The 17820-nt window shown below is 72.6% G+C and carries 18 protein-coding genes; 10 read left to right on the forward strand and 8 right to left on the reverse strand.

Annotated elements, in window-relative coordinates:
• Nucleotides 1-162 precede the first annotated feature (162 nt).
• A complete protein-coding gene (locus ACWDLG_RS05750) occupies nt 163-2565 on the forward strand; it encodes a helicase-associated domain-containing protein (protein WP_449916371.1) in 2403 nt (800 codons plus the stop codon).
• On the opposite strand, the gene ACWDLG_RS05755 is transcribed toward ACWDLG_RS05750, so the two are convergent.
• Nucleotides 2549-3556: an ABC transporter substrate-binding protein gene (locus tag ACWDLG_RS05755; protein ID WP_449916373.1), complete on the reverse strand. Its 1008-nt coding sequence runs from the start codon at nt 3554-3556 to the stop codon at nt 2549-2551. The genes ACWDLG_RS05750 and ACWDLG_RS05755 overlap by 17 nt on opposite strands.
• A 145-nt stretch (nt 3557-3701) precedes the next feature.
• Here ACWDLG_RS05755 and ACWDLG_RS05760 point away from each other — a divergent pair, with 145 nt between their 5' ends.
• The 3 genes from ACWDLG_RS05760 to ACWDLG_RS05770 are packed head-to-tail and all read left to right on the forward strand — an operon-like array spanning nt 3702 to nt 6567.
• A complete protein-coding gene (locus tag ACWDLG_RS05760) occupies nt 3702-4757 on the forward strand; it encodes a FecCD family ABC transporter permease (protein ID WP_449916374.1) in 1056 nt (351 codons plus the stop codon).
• Nucleotides 4754-5767, forward strand: coding sequence for a FecCD family ABC transporter permease (locus ACWDLG_RS05765; protein ID WP_449916377.1), 1014 nt, complete (start codon nt 4754-4756; stop codon nt 5765-5767). The genes ACWDLG_RS05760 and ACWDLG_RS05765 overlap by 4 nt, the downstream gene beginning before the upstream one ends.
• Nucleotides 5767-6567 (forward strand): ABC transporter ATP-binding protein, encoded by an 801-nt coding sequence (locus tag ACWDLG_RS05770; protein WP_449916378.1) that lies wholly within the window; start codon nt 5767-5769, stop codon nt 6565-6567. Before ACWDLG_RS05765 ends, ACWDLG_RS05770 begins: the two co-directional genes overlap by 1 nt.
• A gap of 162 nt (nt 6568-6729) precedes the next feature.
• Here ACWDLG_RS05770 and ACWDLG_RS05775 read toward each other — a convergent pair whose 3' ends face one another.
• Complete coding sequence (locus tag ACWDLG_RS05775; protein ID WP_449916380.1) at nt 6730-7419, reverse strand: TetR/AcrR family transcriptional regulator; 690 nt, start codon at nt 7417-7419, stop codon at nt 6730-6732.
• 36 nt (nt 7420-7455) lie between these two features.
• Here ACWDLG_RS05775 and ACWDLG_RS05780 point away from each other — a divergent pair, with 36 nt between their 5' ends.
• Nucleotides 7456-7791, forward strand: a complete 336-nt coding sequence (locus ACWDLG_RS05780) for a rhodanese-like domain-containing protein (RefSeq protein ID WP_449916382.1) — start codon at nt 7456-7458, stop codon at nt 7789-7791.
• Between the two features lie 76 nt (nt 7792-7867).
• Entirely contained in the window at nt 7868-8797 is a 930-nt protein-coding gene (locus ACWDLG_RS05785; RefSeq protein WP_449916384.1) for an endonuclease/exonuclease/phosphatase family protein, read from the forward strand.
• Nucleotides 8798-8845: 48 nt separating this feature from the next.
• Here ACWDLG_RS05785 and ACWDLG_RS05790 read toward each other — a convergent pair whose 3' ends face one another.
• The gene (locus tag ACWDLG_RS05790) at nt 8846-9418 is read right to left on the reverse strand and encodes a DUF1349 domain-containing protein (RefSeq protein ID WP_449916386.1); all 573 of its coding nucleotides are present in this window, start codon (nt 9416-9418) and stop codon (nt 8846-8848) included.
• A gap of 10 nt (nt 9419-9428) precedes the next feature.
• Nucleotides 9429-10100, reverse strand: coding sequence for a spherulation-specific family 4 protein (locus tag ACWDLG_RS05795; protein WP_449916389.1), 672 nt, complete (start codon nt 10098-10100; stop codon nt 9429-9431).
• A 112-nt stretch (nt 10101-10212) separates the two neighbouring features.
• Here ACWDLG_RS05795 and ACWDLG_RS05800 point away from each other — a divergent pair, with 112 nt between their 5' ends.
• Nucleotides 10213-10533: a GroES family chaperonin gene (locus ACWDLG_RS05800; RefSeq protein WP_449916392.1), complete on the forward strand. Its 321-nt coding sequence runs from the start codon at nt 10213-10215 to the stop codon at nt 10531-10533.
• 28 nt (nt 10534-10561) lie between these two features.
• On the opposite strand, the gene ACWDLG_RS05805 is transcribed toward ACWDLG_RS05800, so the two are convergent.
• The 3 genes from ACWDLG_RS05805 to ACWDLG_RS05815 all read right to left on the reverse strand — a co-directional run bounded on the left by ACWDLG_RS05805 (nt 10562) and on the right by ACWDLG_RS05815 (nt 12843).
• Nucleotides 10562-11467: a TolB family protein gene (locus ACWDLG_RS05805; protein WP_449916394.1), complete on the reverse strand. Its 906-nt coding sequence runs from the start codon at nt 11465-11467 to the stop codon at nt 10562-10564.
• 13 nt (nt 11468-11480) lie between these two features.
• Nucleotides 11481-12347, reverse strand: coding sequence for a hypothetical protein (locus ACWDLG_RS05810; RefSeq protein ID WP_449916396.1), 867 nt, complete (start codon nt 12345-12347; stop codon nt 11481-11483).
• A gap of 61 nt (nt 12348-12408) precedes the next feature.
• A complete protein-coding gene (locus ACWDLG_RS05815) occupies nt 12409-12843 on the reverse strand; it encodes a TIGR02611 family protein (RefSeq protein WP_354913197.1) in 435 nt (144 codons plus the stop codon).
• A gap of 158 nt (nt 12844-13001) precedes the next feature.
• Between ACWDLG_RS05815 and ACWDLG_RS05820 the strand changes: the two genes are divergently transcribed.
• Nucleotides 13002-13904: a phosphotriesterase family protein gene (locus ACWDLG_RS05820; protein WP_449916399.1), complete on the forward strand. Its 903-nt coding sequence runs from the start codon at nt 13002-13004 to the stop codon at nt 13902-13904.
• 264 nt (nt 13905-14168) lie between these two features.
• A complete protein-coding gene (locus ACWDLG_RS05825) occupies nt 14169-15347 on the forward strand; it encodes an ROK family protein (RefSeq protein ID WP_354913067.1) in 1179 nt (392 codons plus the stop codon).
• Nucleotides 15348-15359: 12 nt separating this feature from the next.
• On the opposite strand, the gene ACWDLG_RS05830 is transcribed toward ACWDLG_RS05825, so the two are convergent.
• The gene (locus tag ACWDLG_RS05830; RefSeq protein WP_449916402.1) at nt 15360-16349 is read right to left on the reverse strand and encodes a helix-turn-helix domain-containing protein; all 990 of its coding nucleotides are present in this window, start codon (nt 16347-16349) and stop codon (nt 15360-15362) included.
• A gap of 59 nt (nt 16350-16408) precedes the next feature.
• Between ACWDLG_RS05830 and ACWDLG_RS05835 the strand changes: the two genes are divergently transcribed.
• A complete protein-coding gene (locus ACWDLG_RS05835; RefSeq protein WP_449916404.1) occupies nt 16409-17656 on the forward strand; it encodes an MFS transporter in 1248 nt (415 codons plus the stop codon).
• The last annotated feature ends 164 nt before the right edge of the window (nt 17657-17820 follow it).

A 17820-nucleotide genomic window follows, 5' to 3' on the forward strand; every position in this document is an offset into this window, starting at 1 on the left:
GCGCTCTCCCCACGCCTTCTCCACGCTCTGTCGCATGCACGCGAAGGCCCGGACACCCCGGCATGGAGCGCGTATGCTGAGGTCTGCCTCGTAGTGAGGCCCACGTGGATGATCAAGGCTCACGGCGAGTCCCCGCGCGCGACCCACTGAGAGTGCTGACAGATGGATGATCACCTGCTCGGCTGGCTGCGAACACTGGACGAAGCGAGGCTCGCCCGCGTCCTGTCCAACCGACCGGATGCCATAGCGGCCCCCTGGCCGCGCCGGCTCGACACGCTGGCCCAGCGGCTGGGCAACGGTTTCGCCGTCATGGAGGCGATGCGGGCGTTGCCGCTGCCCTGCCTGGAGATCGCGCAGGCGTGCCTGGTGCTCGGCGACGGCGTGCCGCCCGACCGGCTGGCGCGCTTCCTGGACGCCCCGGTCGAGCAGGTCGTCCCCTGGCTCGACGTCAGCTACGACCACGCGCTGGCCTGGCCCGACGCCGACGGCGGCATCCACCTGGCCGCGGCGGTCGCGCGCTGGTGGGCGGCGCCGCTCGGCCTCGGCGAGCCGCTCGACCACTACCTCAACTCCTGGACCATCAACAACGACACGCTGCGCGCCCTGGCCCGCAACCTCGGCCTGCCCGCGCACGGCAGCAAGCGTCGCACGATCGTCAGGGCGACGGAGGTGCTGTCCGACGGCGAGCGGCTCACCGCCCTGCTGCGCAACGCGCCCGAGGGCACCGAGCGCCTGCTGGCCGACTTCGCGTGGGACGGTCCGGTCCGCGACGTCGACGGCGGCGCGTTCGTGACGCTCGGCACCCCGGAGAAGTGGGCGGCCGACCACGGCCTGCTCTACCGCCCCCGCTGGGAGGTGGCGGAGATGCCGCGCGAGGTGGCGCTGTCGATCCGCGGCCCCGGCTACCACCCGCCCTTCACCCCCGAGCCGCCCGAGGTGCCGACGATCCCGGTCGACCCCGAGGAGGTCGACCACCTGATGACGCTGGCCGCCCCGCACATGGTCGAGCGCTGCGCCACCCTGCTCGACAACACCGCCAAGACGCCGCTGCCGCTGCTGAAGACCGGCGGGGTGGGCGTGCGCGAGGTGCGCAGGGTCGCCAGGGAGACCGGCTGCGACGAGGACGAGACCCGGCTGCTGCTGGAGATCTGCGCGGTCGCCAGGCTGCTGGCGTGGGACGAGAAGTCGGGCGGCATGGTGCCCACCGACCGGTACGACAGGTGGCGGCTCGACGAGGGCTCGGCCAGGCTGCGGCTGCTGCTGTCGGCCTGGTGGCGGATGGAGCGTTCGTCGCTGCGCAAGGTCGAGGGCAAGTACCCCACGGTGCTCGGCGACGAGCGGAGCGGCGCGGCGATCGCCCGCGTGCGCAGGGCGCTGCTGGGCGTGCTGTCCCACCTGCCGGCGGGTACGGCCTTCGCCGACAGGGGCAGCCTCGTGCGCAGCGCCCACTGGCACGCTCCCCTGCTCGACCAGGCCCTGCTGGCCGACTGCGCCGCCGCCGTGCTGGAGGAGGCCACGCTGCTCGGCCTGCTGGCCAACGACGCCCTCACCGACCTCGGCCGGGCGCTGGCCGGGCTGAGCGCCCACGCGGGCGAGGAGAACGACGACGCGGTGCCGCTGGTCGAGCACGATCCCGTCCTGGTCGAGGTCTCGACGCGGGCGCTGGCCAGCGTGCGCAGGAGCGCGCTGTTCGGCGCCGACCTGACCGCCGTGGTCACCGGGCCGCCCTCCACCGAGCTGGCCGAGCTGCTCGACAGGGTGGCCGAGCGGGAGTCGCGCGGCGCCGCCTCGGTGTGGCGCTTCACCGCCGAGAGCGTGCGCGGCGCGCTCGACCGGGGCTATGACGCCGACGAACTGCTGGCCGAGCTGGGCGAGGTCGGCACGATCCCGCAGCCGCTCGACTATCTCGTCCGCGACATGGCGCGCCGGCACGGCGAGGTGACGGTGACGACGGTCGCCTGCATCGTGCAGGCCTCCGATCCCGCCCTGCTGGCCGAGATCGCCCACAACCGCGGCCTGTCCCGGCTGGGCCTGCGGCTGCTGGCCCCGACCGTGCTGGTCAGCTCCACGCCGGCCGAGCCCACGCTGGCCGCGCTGCGGGAGAACGGCTACGCGCCCGTGCCGATCGCCGACACCGGCGAGATCGCGGTCAGGCGCACCAGGGTCGCCGGTTCCGAGGATCCGCAGAACGGCAAGCTCATCCTGCTGCCCGGCGGGCAGGTCGCCGAGGTCGACGCCCCCGCGCACATCCTCGCCGAGCCCGCGCCCGACCCTCACGAGCACGCCCGCCGCCTGCTCGGCGCCCACGACAGCGCGGAACAGAGCGGGCGCACCTGGGCGGTCATCGGCAGGAACGCCACCAGGTTGCCGACCGCCCAGCAGTCGCTGCTGGGCCTCGTGGTCGACCGCGGGGTACGGGCCGGCATCACGCTGACCGACGGGCTGACCGCGACGATCAGCCACGGCGAGCTGCGCGGCGGCACACTCGACGCCTGGTGCGAGGAGGCGGGCGATTACCTGGAGTTCCCGCTGACGGAGATCGTCGAGGTCAGGGGAGCTTACTAGCCTTCCCCAGGTCGGCCACCAGGCCCTCGAGCAGGTCGGCCCACTTCTGGTAGCTGTAGGGGGTCTCGACCCACATCGGGTAGATCTGGCCCTTGGCCACGGCGGGCAGCTTGGCGAAGGTGGGCTTCTTCTTCATCTCCTCCAGGCCGAGGGCCTGGGTCCTGCTGTCGAACAGGATGACGTCCGCCTTGTACTTGTCGGCGTTCTCCCAGCTCAGCGACTCGAAGTAGCCCTGGGCGTCGACCTTCGGCTTCACGATGTCGAGCCCGGCGTCGCTCAGCAGCTTGAAGTCCGGCACCATCTCGGGGGTCGAGACGTACATCGCGTCGGGGCTGCCGGAGACCAGCTCGATCGTCAGGCCCTTGGCCGCGAGCTTCCTCAGCGCCTCCAGCTCCGCCTCGTAGCGGGCCCTGGCCTGGGTGATCTCGGGGGCGGCGAGGTCGGCGCCGAGCTTGGCCGCCAGGTCACCGTACTTGGCGATCACCTCGGTGGCGTTCCTGCCGGTGAGCATGACGCCCGCCGTCGGGGCGACCTTCTCGATCGTGTCCTTGGACTTCTCCGGCACGTACCACAGCGTGTCCTTCAGGTACATGCTGCTGACCAGCAGCTCGGGCTGCAGGCCGATGTACTGCTCGACGTTGAACTCGTCCCAGACGTTGCCGAGGCCCGTCACCTTGGTGATGTCGACATTGCCCACCTGGGGGTCGCGCTCGCCGTTCGACAGCTTGTGCGGGCCGAAGACGGCGATCGGCTTGACGCCGAAGTCCCACAGCGCGGCGGCCGAGCCGACCTGGGCCACGATCCTCGCCGGGGTCTTCGGCAGGTCGATCTTCCTGCCGCGGTCGTCGGTGTAGGTGAAGGGGGCGGCCGCGGCGCTGGCCTGCGCGGGTGCGGCGGGGGCGGACGCCGACTCCCCGCCGCACGCGGCGAGGGCCAGAGCGGCGCCCAGGCCGGCGGCCGCCGCGAGCAGTCCTCTACGGGATACCGACATCTTCCTACTCCTTAGGCGAGGCTTACCTAAAACAGACGGCGGTTAGCATAGCCTTACCTTCCCTTTTCCCGGGACCCGCCCTCCTGCGATGCTGTGGCGCCGAGTTAGATTAGCCTTGCCTAAGGATCTACCACGAGAGGACACCGTGACCGCGCCTCCGCTGACCGGCTCCGCCACGAAGGAGCCAGCCGCCCCCGCGCGGGGGCGCTCCGCCGTCCTGGCGGCGGGGCTGCTGGCCGCGCTCGGGCTCCTGGCGCTGGTCGCCCTGCTGAGCGTCGCGCTCGGCGCGCGCTCGGTGCCGCTGTCGACGGTCATCAGCGCCTTCACCGCCCCCGACGGCTCCAGCGACCACACCGTCGTCCGCGAGCTCAGGGTGCCGCGCACGGTCCTCGGCCTCGGTGTCGGAGCGGCGCTCGGGCTCGCGGGAGCGCTCATGCAGAGCCTGACCCGCAACCCGCTGGCCGATCCGGGACTGCTCGGGATCAACCAGGGGGCCGCGCTCGGCGCGACCGTCGCGATCGGCGTGCTCGGCCTCACCGACCCCGCCGCCTACGTCTGGTTCGCCTTCGGCGGCGCCGCGCTGGCCTCGGCGGTCGTCTACGCGCTCGGCTCAGCGGCCCGCTCCGGCGCCTCCCCCGTACGGCTGGCGCTGGCCGGCGTGGCGCTCGGCATGGTCTTCACCGCCGTCTGCCAGGCGATCCTGCGCCTGGACTCCCAGACCTTCGACCGCATGCGGTTCTGGCTCACCGGGTCGCTGGCCGCCCAGACGGCCGACGTGATCTGGCGGCTGGTGCCGTTCATGGGCGTGGGGATCGTGCTCGGGCTGCTGCTGGCCAGGCCGCTCAACGCGCTGGCGATCGGCGAGGAGGCCGGCAGGGCGCTCGGCGTGGCCGTCGGCCGCACCAGGACGCTGACCGCGCTCGCCGTCACGCTGCTGTGCGGGGCGGCCACGGCGGGGGCGGGACCGCTGTGGTTCGTCGGCCTCGCGGTGCCGCATGCCGTCCGGGCGGTGGTGGGGCCGGACCAGCGGTGGCTGCTGCCGTACGCGGCGGTGCTCTCGCCCGCCCTCGTGCTCGTCGCCGACATCGTGGGGCGCGTGATAGCGCCGCCGGGCGAGGTGCAGGTCGGCATCATGTGCGCGGTGGTCGGCGCCCCCGTCTTCATCCTGCTGGCCCGGCGCAGGAGGCTGGCCGCGCTATGACCTCCCCCGTTCGGCTCGGCCCCTACTCGGTGCGGCCGGCCCCCCGCGCCGTCCTGGTGAGCATCGCGCTGCTGGTGGCCGCGGTCGCGATCGCGCTGGTCGCGGTCTCGACCGGCGAGTTCACCGTGCCCGTCGGCGACATCCTGGCCGCCCTGTTCGGCGACGGCTCGCCGGTGGCGGAACTGATCGTGAGCGAGTTGCGGGCGCCCCGCGTGGTCACCGGACTGGCCGTCGGCGCCGCCTTCGGCCTGAGCGGCGCGATCTTCCAGTCGCTCACCCGCAACCCGCTGGGCAGCCCCGACTTCATCGGCTTCACCGCCGGCGCGTCGACCGGCGGCGTGCTGACCGTCGTCCTGGGCGGTACGGCGACGCAGATCGCCGCGGGCTCGATGCTCGGCTGCGTGATCTCGGCGGCGCTGGTCTACGCGCTCGCCTTCCGCAGGGGCGTGCAGGGCTACCGGCTGGTCCTGGTGGGCATCGGCGTCAACGCCCTGCTGCTGTCGGTCGACTCCTACCTGCTGACCAAGGCGAACATCAACGACGCGGCCACCGCGGGCGCCTGGCTGACCGGCAGCCTCGGCGGGCGCGGCTGGGACCACGCGATCCCCGTCGCGGTCGCGCTCGCCCTGATCGTCCCCGTCTGCTGCGCCGTCTCCAGGCCGCTGCGGATGATGGAGATGGGCGACGACGCGGCCAGGGCCGTCGGCATCAGCGTCGAGCCCGTCCGGGCGGCGGCGATCGTCGCGGGCGTGCTGCTGTGCGGGGTCGCCACCGCGGCCGCGGGCCCGGTGATCTTCGTGGCGATGGCGGCGCCGCAGCTGGCCCGCAGGTTGACCCGCTCCCCCGGCGTCACGCTGCTCGCCTCCGCGCTGACCGGCGCGGTGCTCCTGACCGCGGCCGACCTGGCCGCCCAGCGCCTGTTCGCGCCCACCCAGCTGCCCGTCGGCGTGCTGACCGCCGCCATCGGCGGCACCTACCTGGCCCTGCTGCTGCGAAAGGAACGCCGCTGATGGCTCGGCTGACCGGTTCCGGCCTCACCCTCGCCTACGAGCAGCGGGTGGTGGCGACCTCGCTCGACGTGGAGATCCCCGACGGCTCGTTCACCGTGATCATCGGCCCGAACGCGTGCGGCAAGTCGACGTTGCTGCGCGCGCTGGCCAGGATGCTGAAACCGCGGGCGGGCGCCGTGCACCTCGACGGCAGCGCGATCACCTCGCTGCCGTCGAAGGAGGTGGCGCGGCGGCTCGGGCTGCTGCCGCAGACCTCGATCGTGCCCGACGGGATCACGGTGGCGGACCTGGTCGCCAGGGGGCGCTACCCGCACCAGCGGCTGATGCGGCAGTGGTCGAAGGCGGACGAGCTGGCCGTGGCCGCGGCCATGGCGGCCACGAACGTCGCCTCGCTGGCCGAGCGGATCGTGGACGAGCTGTCCGGCGGCCAGCGGCAGCGCGTGTGGCTGGCGATGGCGCTGGCCCAGGAGACGCCGATCCTGCTGCTCGACGAGCCGACCACCTACCTCGACATCGCCCACCAGGTCGAGGTGCTCGACCTCTGCGCCGACCTGCACGAGGCGGGACGGACCATGGTGGCCGTGCTCCACGACCTCAACCAGGCCTGCCGTTACGCCACCCACCTCGTCGTCATGCGCGACGGAGTGATCGTGGCCGAGGGCGACCCGGCGGCGGTGATGACGGCCGCGCTGGTCGAGCAGGTCTTCGACCTGCGGTGCGAGATCATCACCGACCCGCAGACCGGGACTCCGCTGATCGTCCCCGAGGCGCGCAGGGCGCGCAACCCGGTCGCCCTGTAGGTCATCGGGATCGGCCGGCGGTCAGCCGGGGTCGTGCGCGGCCCCGTGGTCCCGGGGCTCGCCGGTGGTCAGCCGCGGTCGGGCGCGGCCCCGTCGTTTCGCGGCTCGCCGGTGGTCACCCGCGGTCGGGCGCGGCCCCGTCGTTCCGGGGCTCGCCGGTGGTCACCCGCGGTCGGGCGCGGCCCCGTCGTTCCGGGGCTCGCCGGTGCCGCAGACCGCCAGTGCCGCCTGGGTGAGCGCGGCGCGGGCACGCGGCTCGCCGTACCTGTCCTTGAGCATGGTGGCGGGCTCGCCCCCGAGCCCCGCGAGGACGGCGTGCGCCAGCGCGTCGGCGTCCGCGCCCGGCAGCGCCTGGCCGAGCAGGATCGCCACGTGCCGGTGCCAGAAGACGTAGGCGCCGATCCGGTAGCGCGCCCCCGGGCTGGCCGTCTCCGACATCCGCACCAGGTCGAGGTGGGCGAACAGGTAGTCGAGGTAGGCGGCGACGAAGGCGGCGAGCCGTTCGGCCGGTGCGACGTCGCGGCCGGCACCCCCGGGGCCCAGCGGGGGCGGCCCGGACAGGACGCGTTCCTGCAGGTCGCGTTCGCGGGCGTCGAGCAGGGCGACCGCCAGCCCCGACTTGTCGCCGAACCGGCGGAACAGCGTGCCCTTCCCCACTCCCGCCTCGGCGGCGATCGCGTCCATGGAGACCGCCTCCACGCCCTTGTCGGCGAACAGCCTGGCCGCCGCGGCCAGCACCTTCTCGCGGTTGCGGGCAGCGTCTGCCCGCTCCTGGGGCGGGCGGTTGCGCAGGATCTCCAGAACCTCGCTTGACGAACCGGACTGCGGTCCGGTAATTTCCGTGCCATCCACAAACCGGACTGTAGTCCATTTTTTCAGGAGGTCGCAATGACCCAGCTCATCTCCCGCGACGAGCTCAAGGCCGCGATCGACGCCGGCACCGTCACCGTGGTGGACGCGCTCGGCGGCGACTACTACGCGCAGCAGCACCTGCCGGGTGCCGTCGCTCTGGTCGAGAGCGAGGTCGAGGAGCGGGCCGCCGCCCTGCTGCCCGACAAGCACGCGGCGATCGTCACCTACTGCTCCAACCCCGCCTGCCCCAACAGCCAGGCCGTGGCCAACCGGCTGGCCGCTCTCGGGTACACCGACGTGCGCAAGTACCGCGAGGGCATCCAGGACTGGGTCGAGGCGGGGCTGCCGGTGGAGTCCTCGGTCACCGTCTGAGGCTCCTATCCGGCTGCACCGAGGATCGCGGGCGGTCTTCACGGTTTCTGCACACCGGCCAGGTAGGTTCCCTCCCATGATCCGTACCGTGCTGGCCTGGGTGCTCGTGCTGCCGTTCGCCGTCTGGGCGCTGCTCAGGGTGACCGGGGCGGACGTGGGTGACCGGTGGATCCAGCTCGTCGCGTTCACCCCGTACGTCGCCGCCGCCTCGGCGGTTCCGGTGCTGGCGGCCGGCCTGCTGAGGCGGTGGGTCCCGCTGGCGGTGGCCGCGGTGACGGCGGGGGCGCTGGCGCTGGCCGTCCTGCCGCGGTCCTTCGCCGACGCCGGCCCCTCCGGCGGCACCGCCTTCAAGGTGCTGGCCGCCAACCTCGCCGTCGGCGCGGGAGACGGCGCGGAGCTGATGCGGCTGGTCGAGCGGTTGCGGCCCGACGTGCTCACCATCCAGGAGCTGACGCCCGCGGCCCGGGACCGGCTCGACGAGCTGGGGCTGCGTGAGCGCATGCCGTACGTCGTCGACAGGTCCCACACCGGCGTCTGGGGGTCGGGGATCTACTCCACGCACCCGCTGACCGAGCAGCCGATGATCGCGCTCGGCGGCTTCCGGCAGGCCCGCGCCGTGGTCGGCGTCAAGGGCGGGCCGGAGATCGAGGTGGTCTCCGTGCATCCGTGCGCGCCCAGCCACGCCGCGAAGATGGCCTGCTGGCGGTCGGGGCTGGCGGCGCTGCCCAGGGCGGGACAGCGGCTGACGGTGCTGGCGGGCGACTTCAACGCCACGCTGGACCACTGGCCGGTCGGGGAACTGCTCGCCTCCGGCTACCGCGACGCGGCCGACGCGGCGGGACTGGGGTTCACCGCGACCTGGCCGCAGCAGGGGTGGCGGCCCGTGCCCGGGGTGACGATCGACCACGTGCTGGCCGACCAGCGGATGGGGGTGCGGTCCTTCAGCGTCCATCAGCTGGCGGGTACGGACCACCGGCCCGTGTTCGCCGAGCTGACCCTGCCGTGACCGGGGGCGGACCGGGCGCCGTGACCGGCCGACCGCTGTCGTGACCGGTCAGGCGGGGGTGACGCTCAGGGAGTCGAAGCGGACGGGGAAGCCCTTACCCACCGGAGCCGCGGCCATCGCCCCCGCCAGCGCGGGCGCGCCCGGCGGGAAGTAGGCCAGCCGCAGCGTCGACGCGGGGGCCGCGCCGTCCAGGCCGTAGCCGACGGTCACCGCGTCCCCCCTGCGCTCCATCGTGAACGTGACGCTCTCCGCGGCGGCGGGCAGCGGCAGCGCCGACCAGTCCGACACCTGGCGGGTGACGACGGTGCTGAGGTGGAAGGCGCCGTCGACGTACTCGACACCCGCCTTGATCCAGTTCTCCTCGTCGATCCGCAGGACGGCGCCCGCCTGGTCGTACTGCTCGGCGTAGCCCCCCGAGAACGTCACCGTCAGCAGGAAGTCGCCCGAGACGATCCGGCCGAACAGGTGGGCGGTGTCGTAGGTGTAGCCGTAGCGGGTCCGCCGCCACAGATCCGTGCCGGCGTCGCAGACCAGGCTGAGGCCGTCGTCGGCGGTCCACTCGCGGGGCGGGTTGATCCACTGCCAGTCCGCGGACCCGAACGCCATGATCATGGCGGTCATCCTGCCATGCTCACCCGAAATATGTGGGTAGATCCCGCCAGGGGGCCGCCCCCGTCCTGTCCGTCACGTGGACGGTGCCCGCATGCCGTGCGGCCTTGCGGAGAGTCGGCGCCACCTGCTCGTACGGCACGCCGTGCACCAGATGGCAGAACCGCTCCCTGGCCAGGCGCCGCGCCCAGGCCGGCACGCGCATCGCGCGGTAGGCCGGCAGCGGGCCCTCGAAGGTGACGAGGATGTCGGCGAGCGAGACGTAGGCGGGGTCGGGGTAGACGCCCGGGTTGAGCACGACCGGCCCCCGCACCTCCGCCACCAGCTCCGCGTAGTGCGCCAGGCGCTCGGCCGAGGCGGCCACCTGGTCGAGGAAGGCGCCGCGGATGCCGTACCAGACCAGGTAGCGGCGCAGGTCGGCGCGGACCTGCGCGGCCGGGCGCAGGCCGAAGTCGGTGTCGGCGTAGCCGAGGACCTGGGTGCCGGCGGCCACCAGGGCGGCCACGGCGGCCGCGCACCCCGGATCTCTCGCCTGGCCTGGCCCGTGGTCGACGGAGACCACCGCCATGCGCGGCGGATCGACCAGCAGGCGCCGCCATGCCTCGCCCGCGGTGCGGGGATGGAAGTAGGCGGGCACCAGCGAGATCGGACCGATCTCGGCGCCCGGCGACCCCCCGCCGCACAACCGGGTCACAGCGCGCCGCCCCCCGCAAACCCTCGCCCGCCCCCTGGCTCTCGGCACGTTATCGCCCGCTGACCCGGCTGTCAGGGGAATCGGCCCTACGGGCCCGCGTAGACTGACATTCGTGGCAGACCCCAAGTTCGAGATCCAGATGCTTCACGACCGGGTGATGATCCGGCTGGAGAAGGACGGCGAGGAACGGCGCAGCGGCGCCGGCATCGTGATCCCCGCGACGGTCAAGATGGCCAACAGGCTGGCCTGGGGCGAGGTCTGCGGCGTGGGAGCCAACGTGCGCGCGGTGAAGGTGGGCGACAAGGTGCTGCTCAACCCCGAGGACCAGTACGAAGTCGAGCTGCACACCAAGGTCTACCTCGTCATGCGCGAGCGTGACCTGCATGCCGTGGCCACGCACGAGACCGACCACGGCACCGGCCTCTACCTCTGACGTCCGCCCGCCGGCCGCCCGCGGGTCCTCAGTCGCGCGTGTAGCTCAGGTAGACGTCCTGGTCGCGCCACGCGGAGCGGCCGATCTCAGCCAGCGGGCGCACGACCTTTCCCTTCAGGTCGACCACCACGCCCAGGTAGCCGCGGCCCTGCCTGCCGACCGCGATCAGGTGCTCGCGGTCCCACCAGCCGTAGGAGGCGACGGCGCGGACCTTCACCTTCTTGTCGATCTTGCCGTTGTAGGGGTTCCAGGTGCACAGGACGGCCTTGTACCGCTTGGGGCACCAGGTGGCCATCCGCCTGCCGTCCGGGGAGAAGGCGCTCTCGCCGCCGACGAGCCCGCCCGTCCGCCACAGGGTCCAGGCCACCCTGCCGTCGGTCAGGTAGAAGCGGACGCCGTCCCAGTAGTCGGAGACCACGCGCCGGCCGTCGGGCGACCACTGGAACAGCGCGTCGTGGTAGGCGTCACGCACCTTGACGACCCGGGCGCGCCTGGCGGCCACGTCGACCACGACGAATCCGACGCTGCGCCAGCCGCCGCCCGTGTCGTCGCCCTTCGAGACGGTCAGCACGACCTTGCGCCCGTCGGGCGACCAGTACGGCGAGCCCGCCACCATGGGCGCCTTGACCGTGCGGATCTTCGTGGTCCTGCCGGTGGCCCGGTTGACGATGGCGATCCGGTCGTAGCCCTTGGCGAACTTCCTGGGGACGGCGGCGACGAACCCGCCCCCGGGGGAGACCGAGAGGTCGTTGTAGGAGCGCTGCCACGCGAACGAGCCGCCGGTCCGCAGGTAGGCCGAGCCGGCGGTGGTGAAGGCGGTGACCCGCTTCGGGTCGCCCGGCTGCTCGCGCAGGGTCACGTCGGCCCCTGGCAGTTTGACGTCCGCCCCGGTGAGGGCGAGCGTGGCCGCGAGAAGGAGGGTGCTTAAGCTCACGGGAGGCACCTTCTCACTTGCGGGTGAAGCTCAGCCAGAGTTCGGCCTGCCAGGTGCCGGACGGAATCGCCGCGAGCACCCGCCTGACCCGGCCGGCGGTGTCGGCCACGACGAGGCGATAGCCCTTCTGATGTGGCACGACGGCGATCAGCCTGCTCTCGTTCCACCAGCCGACCACCGTCTCGGGCTTCAGCCGCGACCGCGTCACGATCCTCCCGGTCGCCGGGTCGGCCAGGCACACGTGCTCGGCGTACCGGGCGGGACACCAGGTGACCATCCGCCCGCCCGAGGGTGAGAAGAGGTCCGGCCCCGCGGGGGTGCCGGCACCGGGCAGGAGCCGGGGCCGTCGCCCCGCCCGGAGGACGATCGCACCGCCACCCTGCTGGGCGATCACCCCGCCGTCCGGAGTCCACCAGTAGGTGGCGGCCGGGTCGGCGTCCGCGACCACGGTCGTGCGCGCGGTGCCCGCGGCCACGTCGACCGTGACGTAGCCGCCGGTGCGCCACTTGCCCGCGGTCTTCCGCTCCAGCGTGAGCAGCACCTTCGTGCCGTCGCGCGACCAGGAGGCGTAGGAGGCCATCAGCGGCCTGGCGACCGTGGGGATGCGCTTCACCCTGCCGGTCGTGCGGTCGGTGACGACGAGGGCGTCGCGCCCGCCCGTGTAGGCGGCCGGTACGGCGGCGGCGAACCGGCCGTCGGGCGAGACGACGACCTCGGCGGCGCCGCGCTGCCGGGCGAAGGCGGTGGCGCCGCGGAGGTAGGCCTGCCGGGTGCCGAGGCCGTACGCGGTCAGCCGTACGGGGTCGCCGGGCTTCTCCTGGAGCACCACGGATGTCCCGGGAAGGGGGATGAGGGCGAGGGCCACGAGGACGGAGAGCACGGCGGCAGCCTAGGCAGCGATCACCTCTTCGTCCCGCCAGCAGAACGAATGGGCATGAATGTCAGATACCGAGGATCTTGCGGCCTTCGACCACCAGGTCGATGCCGAGGCTCAGCTTCATCGCGGCCCAGATGATCACACCCATCGTGGCCAGCGTGACGAGCAGGACGAGGATCCGCACCGTCCAGCCCTGCTGCTTGTACCAGACGGTCCAGGCGCCGAGGACGCGCTTGCCGAACACCAGGAGGTTGTGCGCCCAGTGGAACTCGGTGGCCAGCACCGCCAGGCCCGCGAAGACGACCAGCCACCCGGGGCCGGGGAACGGCACCATGATGAGGCCGCCCACGACCATCACCGCGCCGATCACACCGATGACGATCTTGAGCGTGAGGGCGCCGGTCCTGGTCGACCTGATGCCGTCGAGCCAGCCGTGTATGCCGGAGCGACGCGCCGCCTCGTCTTTCAGCTGGTCGGCGTCACCGGTTTCGGAGTCCATTGCCACCCATCCAGCCTAATGGGGGAAAAGCCGCGCCACGGCAGACATCGCGCCGGAGTGGCGCGGCTTGTCACCGCAGGTCAGCGGTGAAACCTCCGCCGGGTAAAACTTTCTGCCGACATTAGGCCTCTACCGGCAAACGTCGGTTAATGTCGTGCATGCCCGAGGTTCTGATACGCACCGTCACCGGTCCGATCCGCGCCGACGCGATCACCGGTGCCGTCCTCCCCCACGAGCACCTGCGCTGCGACCTGCGCTGGGCGGTCGGCATCGACTCCGACCCCCACCGCTGGCTCGACGAGGAGCGCACCGTCACCGAAGAGCTTCGCGAGCTGCGCCAGTCGGACGACCTCGGGCTCACCGTCGAGCTGTCCTGCATCGGCATGGGCAGGGACGCCGCCTCCCTCGCCCGCGTCGCCGCGGGCAGCAGGGTGCCGGTCATCGCCTCGACCGGCCTGTTCGCCGAACCGTTCACGCAGGTGCGCAAGGACGACGTCGACACCCTCACCGCGCGGCTCATGGACGAGATCACCTCGGGCCTCGACGGCACCGGCATCCTGCCCGGAGTCATCGGCGAGGTCGGCGCCTGGAGCGCCGAGCCCACGCCCACCGAGGAGCGCTGCCTGGTGGCCGCCGCCAGGGCCTCGCTCTCCACCCGCCTGCCCGTCGCCACCCACGGCCAGAACGGCCTCGCGCTGCTGGAGATCCTGCTCGGCCAGGGGCTGCCGGCGTCGCGGGTGAGCGTCGCCTGCACCGCCCCCGACCCCGCCGTCGCGCGCAAGGTCGCCGAGGCCGGCGCCTACGTCGGGCTGTCGTCGGTGACGCTCGGCGCCACCCAGGCGGCCGCGATCGCGCGGGAGCTCATCTCCGAGGGGCACGCCGACCGGCTGCTGCTCGGCAGCGGCGTCTCCCGCGTCGCCCAGCTCCAGCGGTACGGCGGGGCCGGGTACTCCCACGCCTTCCGCACGCTCCTTCCGCGCCTGCGGGAGACGGGGGTGGACGAGGAGACGATCCGGTCCATCACCCACGGCAACCCGCTGCGCTGGCTGACCAACGGCTGAGCCGTCCGGGATTCGCGCGGCGCGTCCCCGGCATGTCCCGCATGCCCGGCGCCGCGCGAGTCGTCGCGCCACCGGAACCTCGCGCCGCGCATGCCGTGCGCGCGAGCGAGGGTCCCGGTGTGCGACGAGCCATGGGCGCGCCAACACCGGCCCGCCATCGTGCGCGGAGATGACATGATTCTTCCGCCGATGGTCATGCACAAGTGTGATTCAATTCGACATATTGCATCGGGGTGGCGGGAGGAGCGGGGGTTGTCGTCGGACATGCTGAACGAACCAGGCGGCGCGGTCGCCGGAGCAGGCGCACTGCTGGCGATCCTCAGGGACGGCCAGGCCCGCACCAGAGCCGAGCTCGTCCAGCTCACCGGCCTGGCCAGGTCCACGGTCTCGCAGCGGCTCGACGCGCTGCTGAACCACCAGTGGATCGTGCCCACCGAAGAGGCCATCTCCTCGGGCGGCAGGCCCGCCGTGGCGTTCGCGTTCAACAGCGCGGCCCGCGTCGTGCTGTCGGCCGACCTCGGCGCCACCCACGCCAGGGTCGCGGTGACCGACCTGGCCACCACCGTGCTCGCCGAGCGCACCGCCGACCTGCCGATCGACCGCGGCCCCGAGCCGACACTCCAATGGCTCGTCGACACCTTCCTCGACCTGCTCGCCGAGACCGGCCACACCGTCGAGCAGATCTGCGGCGTCGGCGTCGGCCTGCCCGGGCCCGTCGAACACGCCTCGGGCCGCCCGATCAGCCCGCCCATCATGCCCGGCTGGGACGGCTTCCCCGTCCCCGAGTGGCTCGGCGAACGGCTCGGCGCCGCCGTCCTCGTCGACAACGACGTGAACATCATGGCGCTCGGCGAGCACTGGGCGGCCAGACCGGAGGCCGACCAACTGGTGTTCGTCAAGATCGGCACCGGCATAGGGTGCGGCATCATCTCCGACCGCCGCCTGCACAGGGGCGCCCAGGGCGCCGCGGGCGACATCGGCCACGTGCGCGTCTCCTCCGCGGCCGACGTGATCTGCCGGTGCGGCAACACCGGCTGCCTCGAGGCGGTCGCGGGCGGCGCCGCCGTGGCGGCCAAGCTGGCCGCCGCCGGCGTGCCCGCGGCCAACAGCCGAGACGTCGTCACCCTGGTACGCCAGGGCAACACCCAGGCCGTCCAGCTGATCAGGCAGGCCGGCAGGGAGGTCGGCGACGTACTGGCCTCCATCGTGAACTTCTTCAACCCCGCGGTGATCGTGATCGGCGGGGACATCGCGGAGGCGGGCGAGCACGTCCTGGCGGGGGTGCGGGAGGTCATCTACAGCAGGTCGCTCCCGCTGGCGACCCAGCACCTGAGCATCCGCACCAGCGAACTCGGCGACCGGGCGGGAGTCGTCGGCGCGGCGGTCATGGTGATCGAGCACGTCCTGGACCCCGGCACGGTGGACCGCTCCGTCCTGCGCTGACCCCGGGCGGACTCACTCCCCGACGCCCACTCGGCCGGCGAGCAGGTGACCGGTCTCGGTGCGCCGGTAGACCACGCGCCGACCGACCCGCGTGCCGACGACGAGGTCCGCATCGCGCAGGATGGTCAGGTGGCCGCCAACGGTGCCGAGCGACAGGCCGAAATGTGCGGCGAGTTCGCTGCTGGTCGCGGGGTGTTCGAGTTCGCGCAGGATGGCCGCGCGGCCGCTACCTATGAGCCGCTCCAGCGACCGGGCGGGCCGAGTTCGCGCCGCGCCGTCGGCGGATCCGCGGGCCGGGTAGACCAGTGCGTACGACGTCGGCGGTGCCTCGCACAGCCACGTGCCGCTGCTTATCACGCCGACCGGGACGAACAGCATGCCCTCATCGCCGACGACGCGGTCCGGGGAGTCCTGGTCGCTGAAGCGGATGGCGTCGTCGCCGACCCAGGCGCTGCGGCGGCTCATGCGCTGCAGAGCACGCGGCCAGCCGTAGGCGGCCAGCAGCCCCGCCCTGTAGGTGACGTCGCGTTCCAGTAGTGCTCGTCGGCGCGGCCAGTCGGGGGCCACATGGGCCTCCCACGTGTACTTGAGCAGGTCGGCGGTGCGGGCCGCCCAGGCTCGTCCGGTCAGCCAGTCCAGATCGTGCTGCTTCCAGCTGTGCGCCACCGACTTCTCCAACTCGGCGCGCACCTCCTCGTCGGGCGCCTGGGTGACCTGCGCGAGCTCGTCCTGCAGGGTGGTGTGCATGCCGCCCGCCGGCGGGATCACGACGTGACTCGGCAGCCACTTGGTCGAACCCAGCAGCCTGACCAGGCCCTCGGCGAAGGGGTCCGCCTCGAGAGCGGCGCGAAACGCGCCGTGGTGGCGGGCATGCCAGGAGGCCAGCCACGGATCGGTGCAGGGCTTGCCAAGCACCATCATCGACCCCAGCGTCTCGGCGAGCGGGGACAGTGCGAACCTGGACCGCGACAGGGCCAGGGTGCTCAGCCGCAACAGCATCATCTTTCGCCTCCTGCCGAAACGATAGTGTCCGCTTCGGTGCTCCTGCAGACTCCCGGCCCATGCGCTCGACCCTCATGCGACTGACCGACTTCCGCTGGTTCCTCTCCGCACACGTGGTGTCCCTGCTGGGCAGTTCCATGGCGCCGGTCGCGCTGGCGTTCGGGGTCCTGGATGCATCGGGCAGCACCAGCGACCTCGGTGTCGTCCTGGCCGCCCACATGGTGCCGCTGCTGGCCTTCCTCCTGATAGGCGGGGCCGTCGCTGACCGCATCCCGCGCCGAACGGTCCTGGTGGCCGCCCACCTGGGCTCGGCCCTCACCCAGGGCGGCGTCGCCGCCCTCCTGCTCACCGACAGGTACGCGCTGCCGCCGGTGGCCGCCCTGGGGTTCCTCAGCGGCGTCCTCGCTGCGTTCACCACGCCGGCGCTGCGCGGCATCGTGCCCCAGCTTGTCCCCGTAGATCGGATACGGCAGGCGAACGCCCTGCTGGCATCCGCGAGGAACACCACGAAGATCCTCGGACCGAGCTTGTCCGGGATCGCGGTCGCGGCTGCCGGTGGGGGTCCCGCCATCGCCTTCGACGCGCTGACGTACCTCCTCGCGGCGGGCTTCCTCGCCCGATTGTCCCTCGCCGCAGCTCCGACCTCGCCGCGGCCCTCCTCCAGGATGCTGGCCGACATCCGCGACGGCTGGACCGAGTTTCGGCGCGTTCGCTGGGTGTGGACGGTGTCCCTGTGCTGCTGCGTGATCAACCTGGTGCAGGTTGGCACCTGGCAGATCCTGGGACCCGTACTGACCAAGCAGCTCAGCGGCGAGGAGACCTGGGGGGTCGTGCTCAGCGCCCGCGGCGTCGGCATGCTGGTGGTGAGCGCGCTGATGTACCGGCTGGTGGTCAGGCACCTGCTGCGGCTGGGCCAGTTGATGAGCGCGCTCGGCGCGCTCCCCCTCCTCGCACTCGGTGCGCACCTGCACGCCTCCTGGCTGATCGCCGCCGCCTTCGTCGCCGGACTGGGATCCGCAGTCGCCGCCGTCGGCTGGGAAACCTCGCTGCAGGAGCACGTCCCCGCGCAGGTGCTCTCGCGCGTCTCGTCCTACGACGACCTGCTGTCCTACATCGCGATCCCTGTCGGTCAGTTGGGCGTAGGACTGCTCGCCGACAGGTTCGGCGGCTTCCAGGTGGCTGCGGCCGCCGGCATCGTCTACGCCGTCGCGGCCGTCCTCCCGCTGGCCTCCGCCGCCGTGCGCCGACTACCACACGCCCAAGACGACCATGCCCGCACCGATGGCTACAGCCCCAGTCGCCGATGAGGCCCCTGCCCGAGCATCTCGCCCAGAGCCCGGCACGACCGCGATCCCGAGACCCCCAGCAACCACAACGCCCGAACCAGGAGTAAATCGGGAGAAATCCCTGGAGGCCAGGCCTCGGCACGCCAGCATGGTCGCTTCGGCGGCCGCCCGAGGGTTTTCGACGA

This window comes from Nonomuraea sp. NPDC003727 (assembly GCF_053586935.1).

Excerpts from the sequence above, each read along its gene's own strand:
- ACWDLG_RS05750 (WP_449916371.1), top strand. The coding sequence starts at position 163 with ATGGATGATCACCTGCTCGGCTGGCTGCGAACACTGGACGAAGCGAGG.
- ACWDLG_RS05755 (WP_449916373.1), bottom strand. The coding sequence starts at position 3,556 with ATGTCGGTATCCCGTAGAGGACTGCTCGCGGCGGCCGCCGGCCTGGGC.
- ACWDLG_RS05765 (WP_449916377.1), top strand. The coding sequence starts at position 4,754 with ATGACCTCCCCCGTTCGGCTCGGCCCCTACTCGGTGCGGCCGGCCCCC.
- ACWDLG_RS05770 (WP_449916378.1), top strand. The coding sequence starts at position 5,767 with ATGGCTCGGCTGACCGGTTCCGGCCTCACCCTCGCCTACGAGCAGCGG.
- ACWDLG_RS05780 (WP_449916382.1), top strand. The coding sequence starts at position 7,456 with ATGACCCAGCTCATCTCCCGCGACGAGCTCAAGGCCGCGATCGACGCC.
- ACWDLG_RS05785 (WP_449916384.1), top strand. The coding sequence starts at position 7,868 with ATGATCCGTACCGTGCTGGCCTGGGTGCTCGTGCTGCCGTTCGCCGTC.
- ACWDLG_RS05790 (WP_449916386.1), bottom strand. The coding sequence starts at position 9,418 with ATGACCGCCATGATCATGGCGTTCGGGTCCGCGGACTGGCAGTGGATC.
- ACWDLG_RS05815 (WP_354913197.1), bottom strand. The coding sequence starts at position 12,843 with ATGGACTCCGAAACCGGTGACGCCGACCAGCTGAAAGACGAGGCGGCG.
- ACWDLG_RS05820 (WP_449916399.1), top strand. The coding sequence starts at position 13,002 with ATGCCCGAGGTTCTGATACGCACCGTCACCGGTCCGATCCGCGCCGAC.
- ACWDLG_RS05825 (WP_354913067.1), top strand. The coding sequence starts at position 14,169 with ATGCTGAACGAACCAGGCGGCGCGGTCGCCGGAGCAGGCGCACTGCTG.
- ACWDLG_RS05830 (WP_449916402.1), bottom strand. The coding sequence starts at position 16,349 with ATGATGCTGTTGCGGCTGAGCACCCTGGCCCTGTCGCGGTCCAGGTTC.
- ACWDLG_RS05835 (WP_449916404.1), top strand. The coding sequence starts at position 16,409 with ATGCGCTCGACCCTCATGCGACTGACCGACTTCCGCTGGTTCCTCTCC.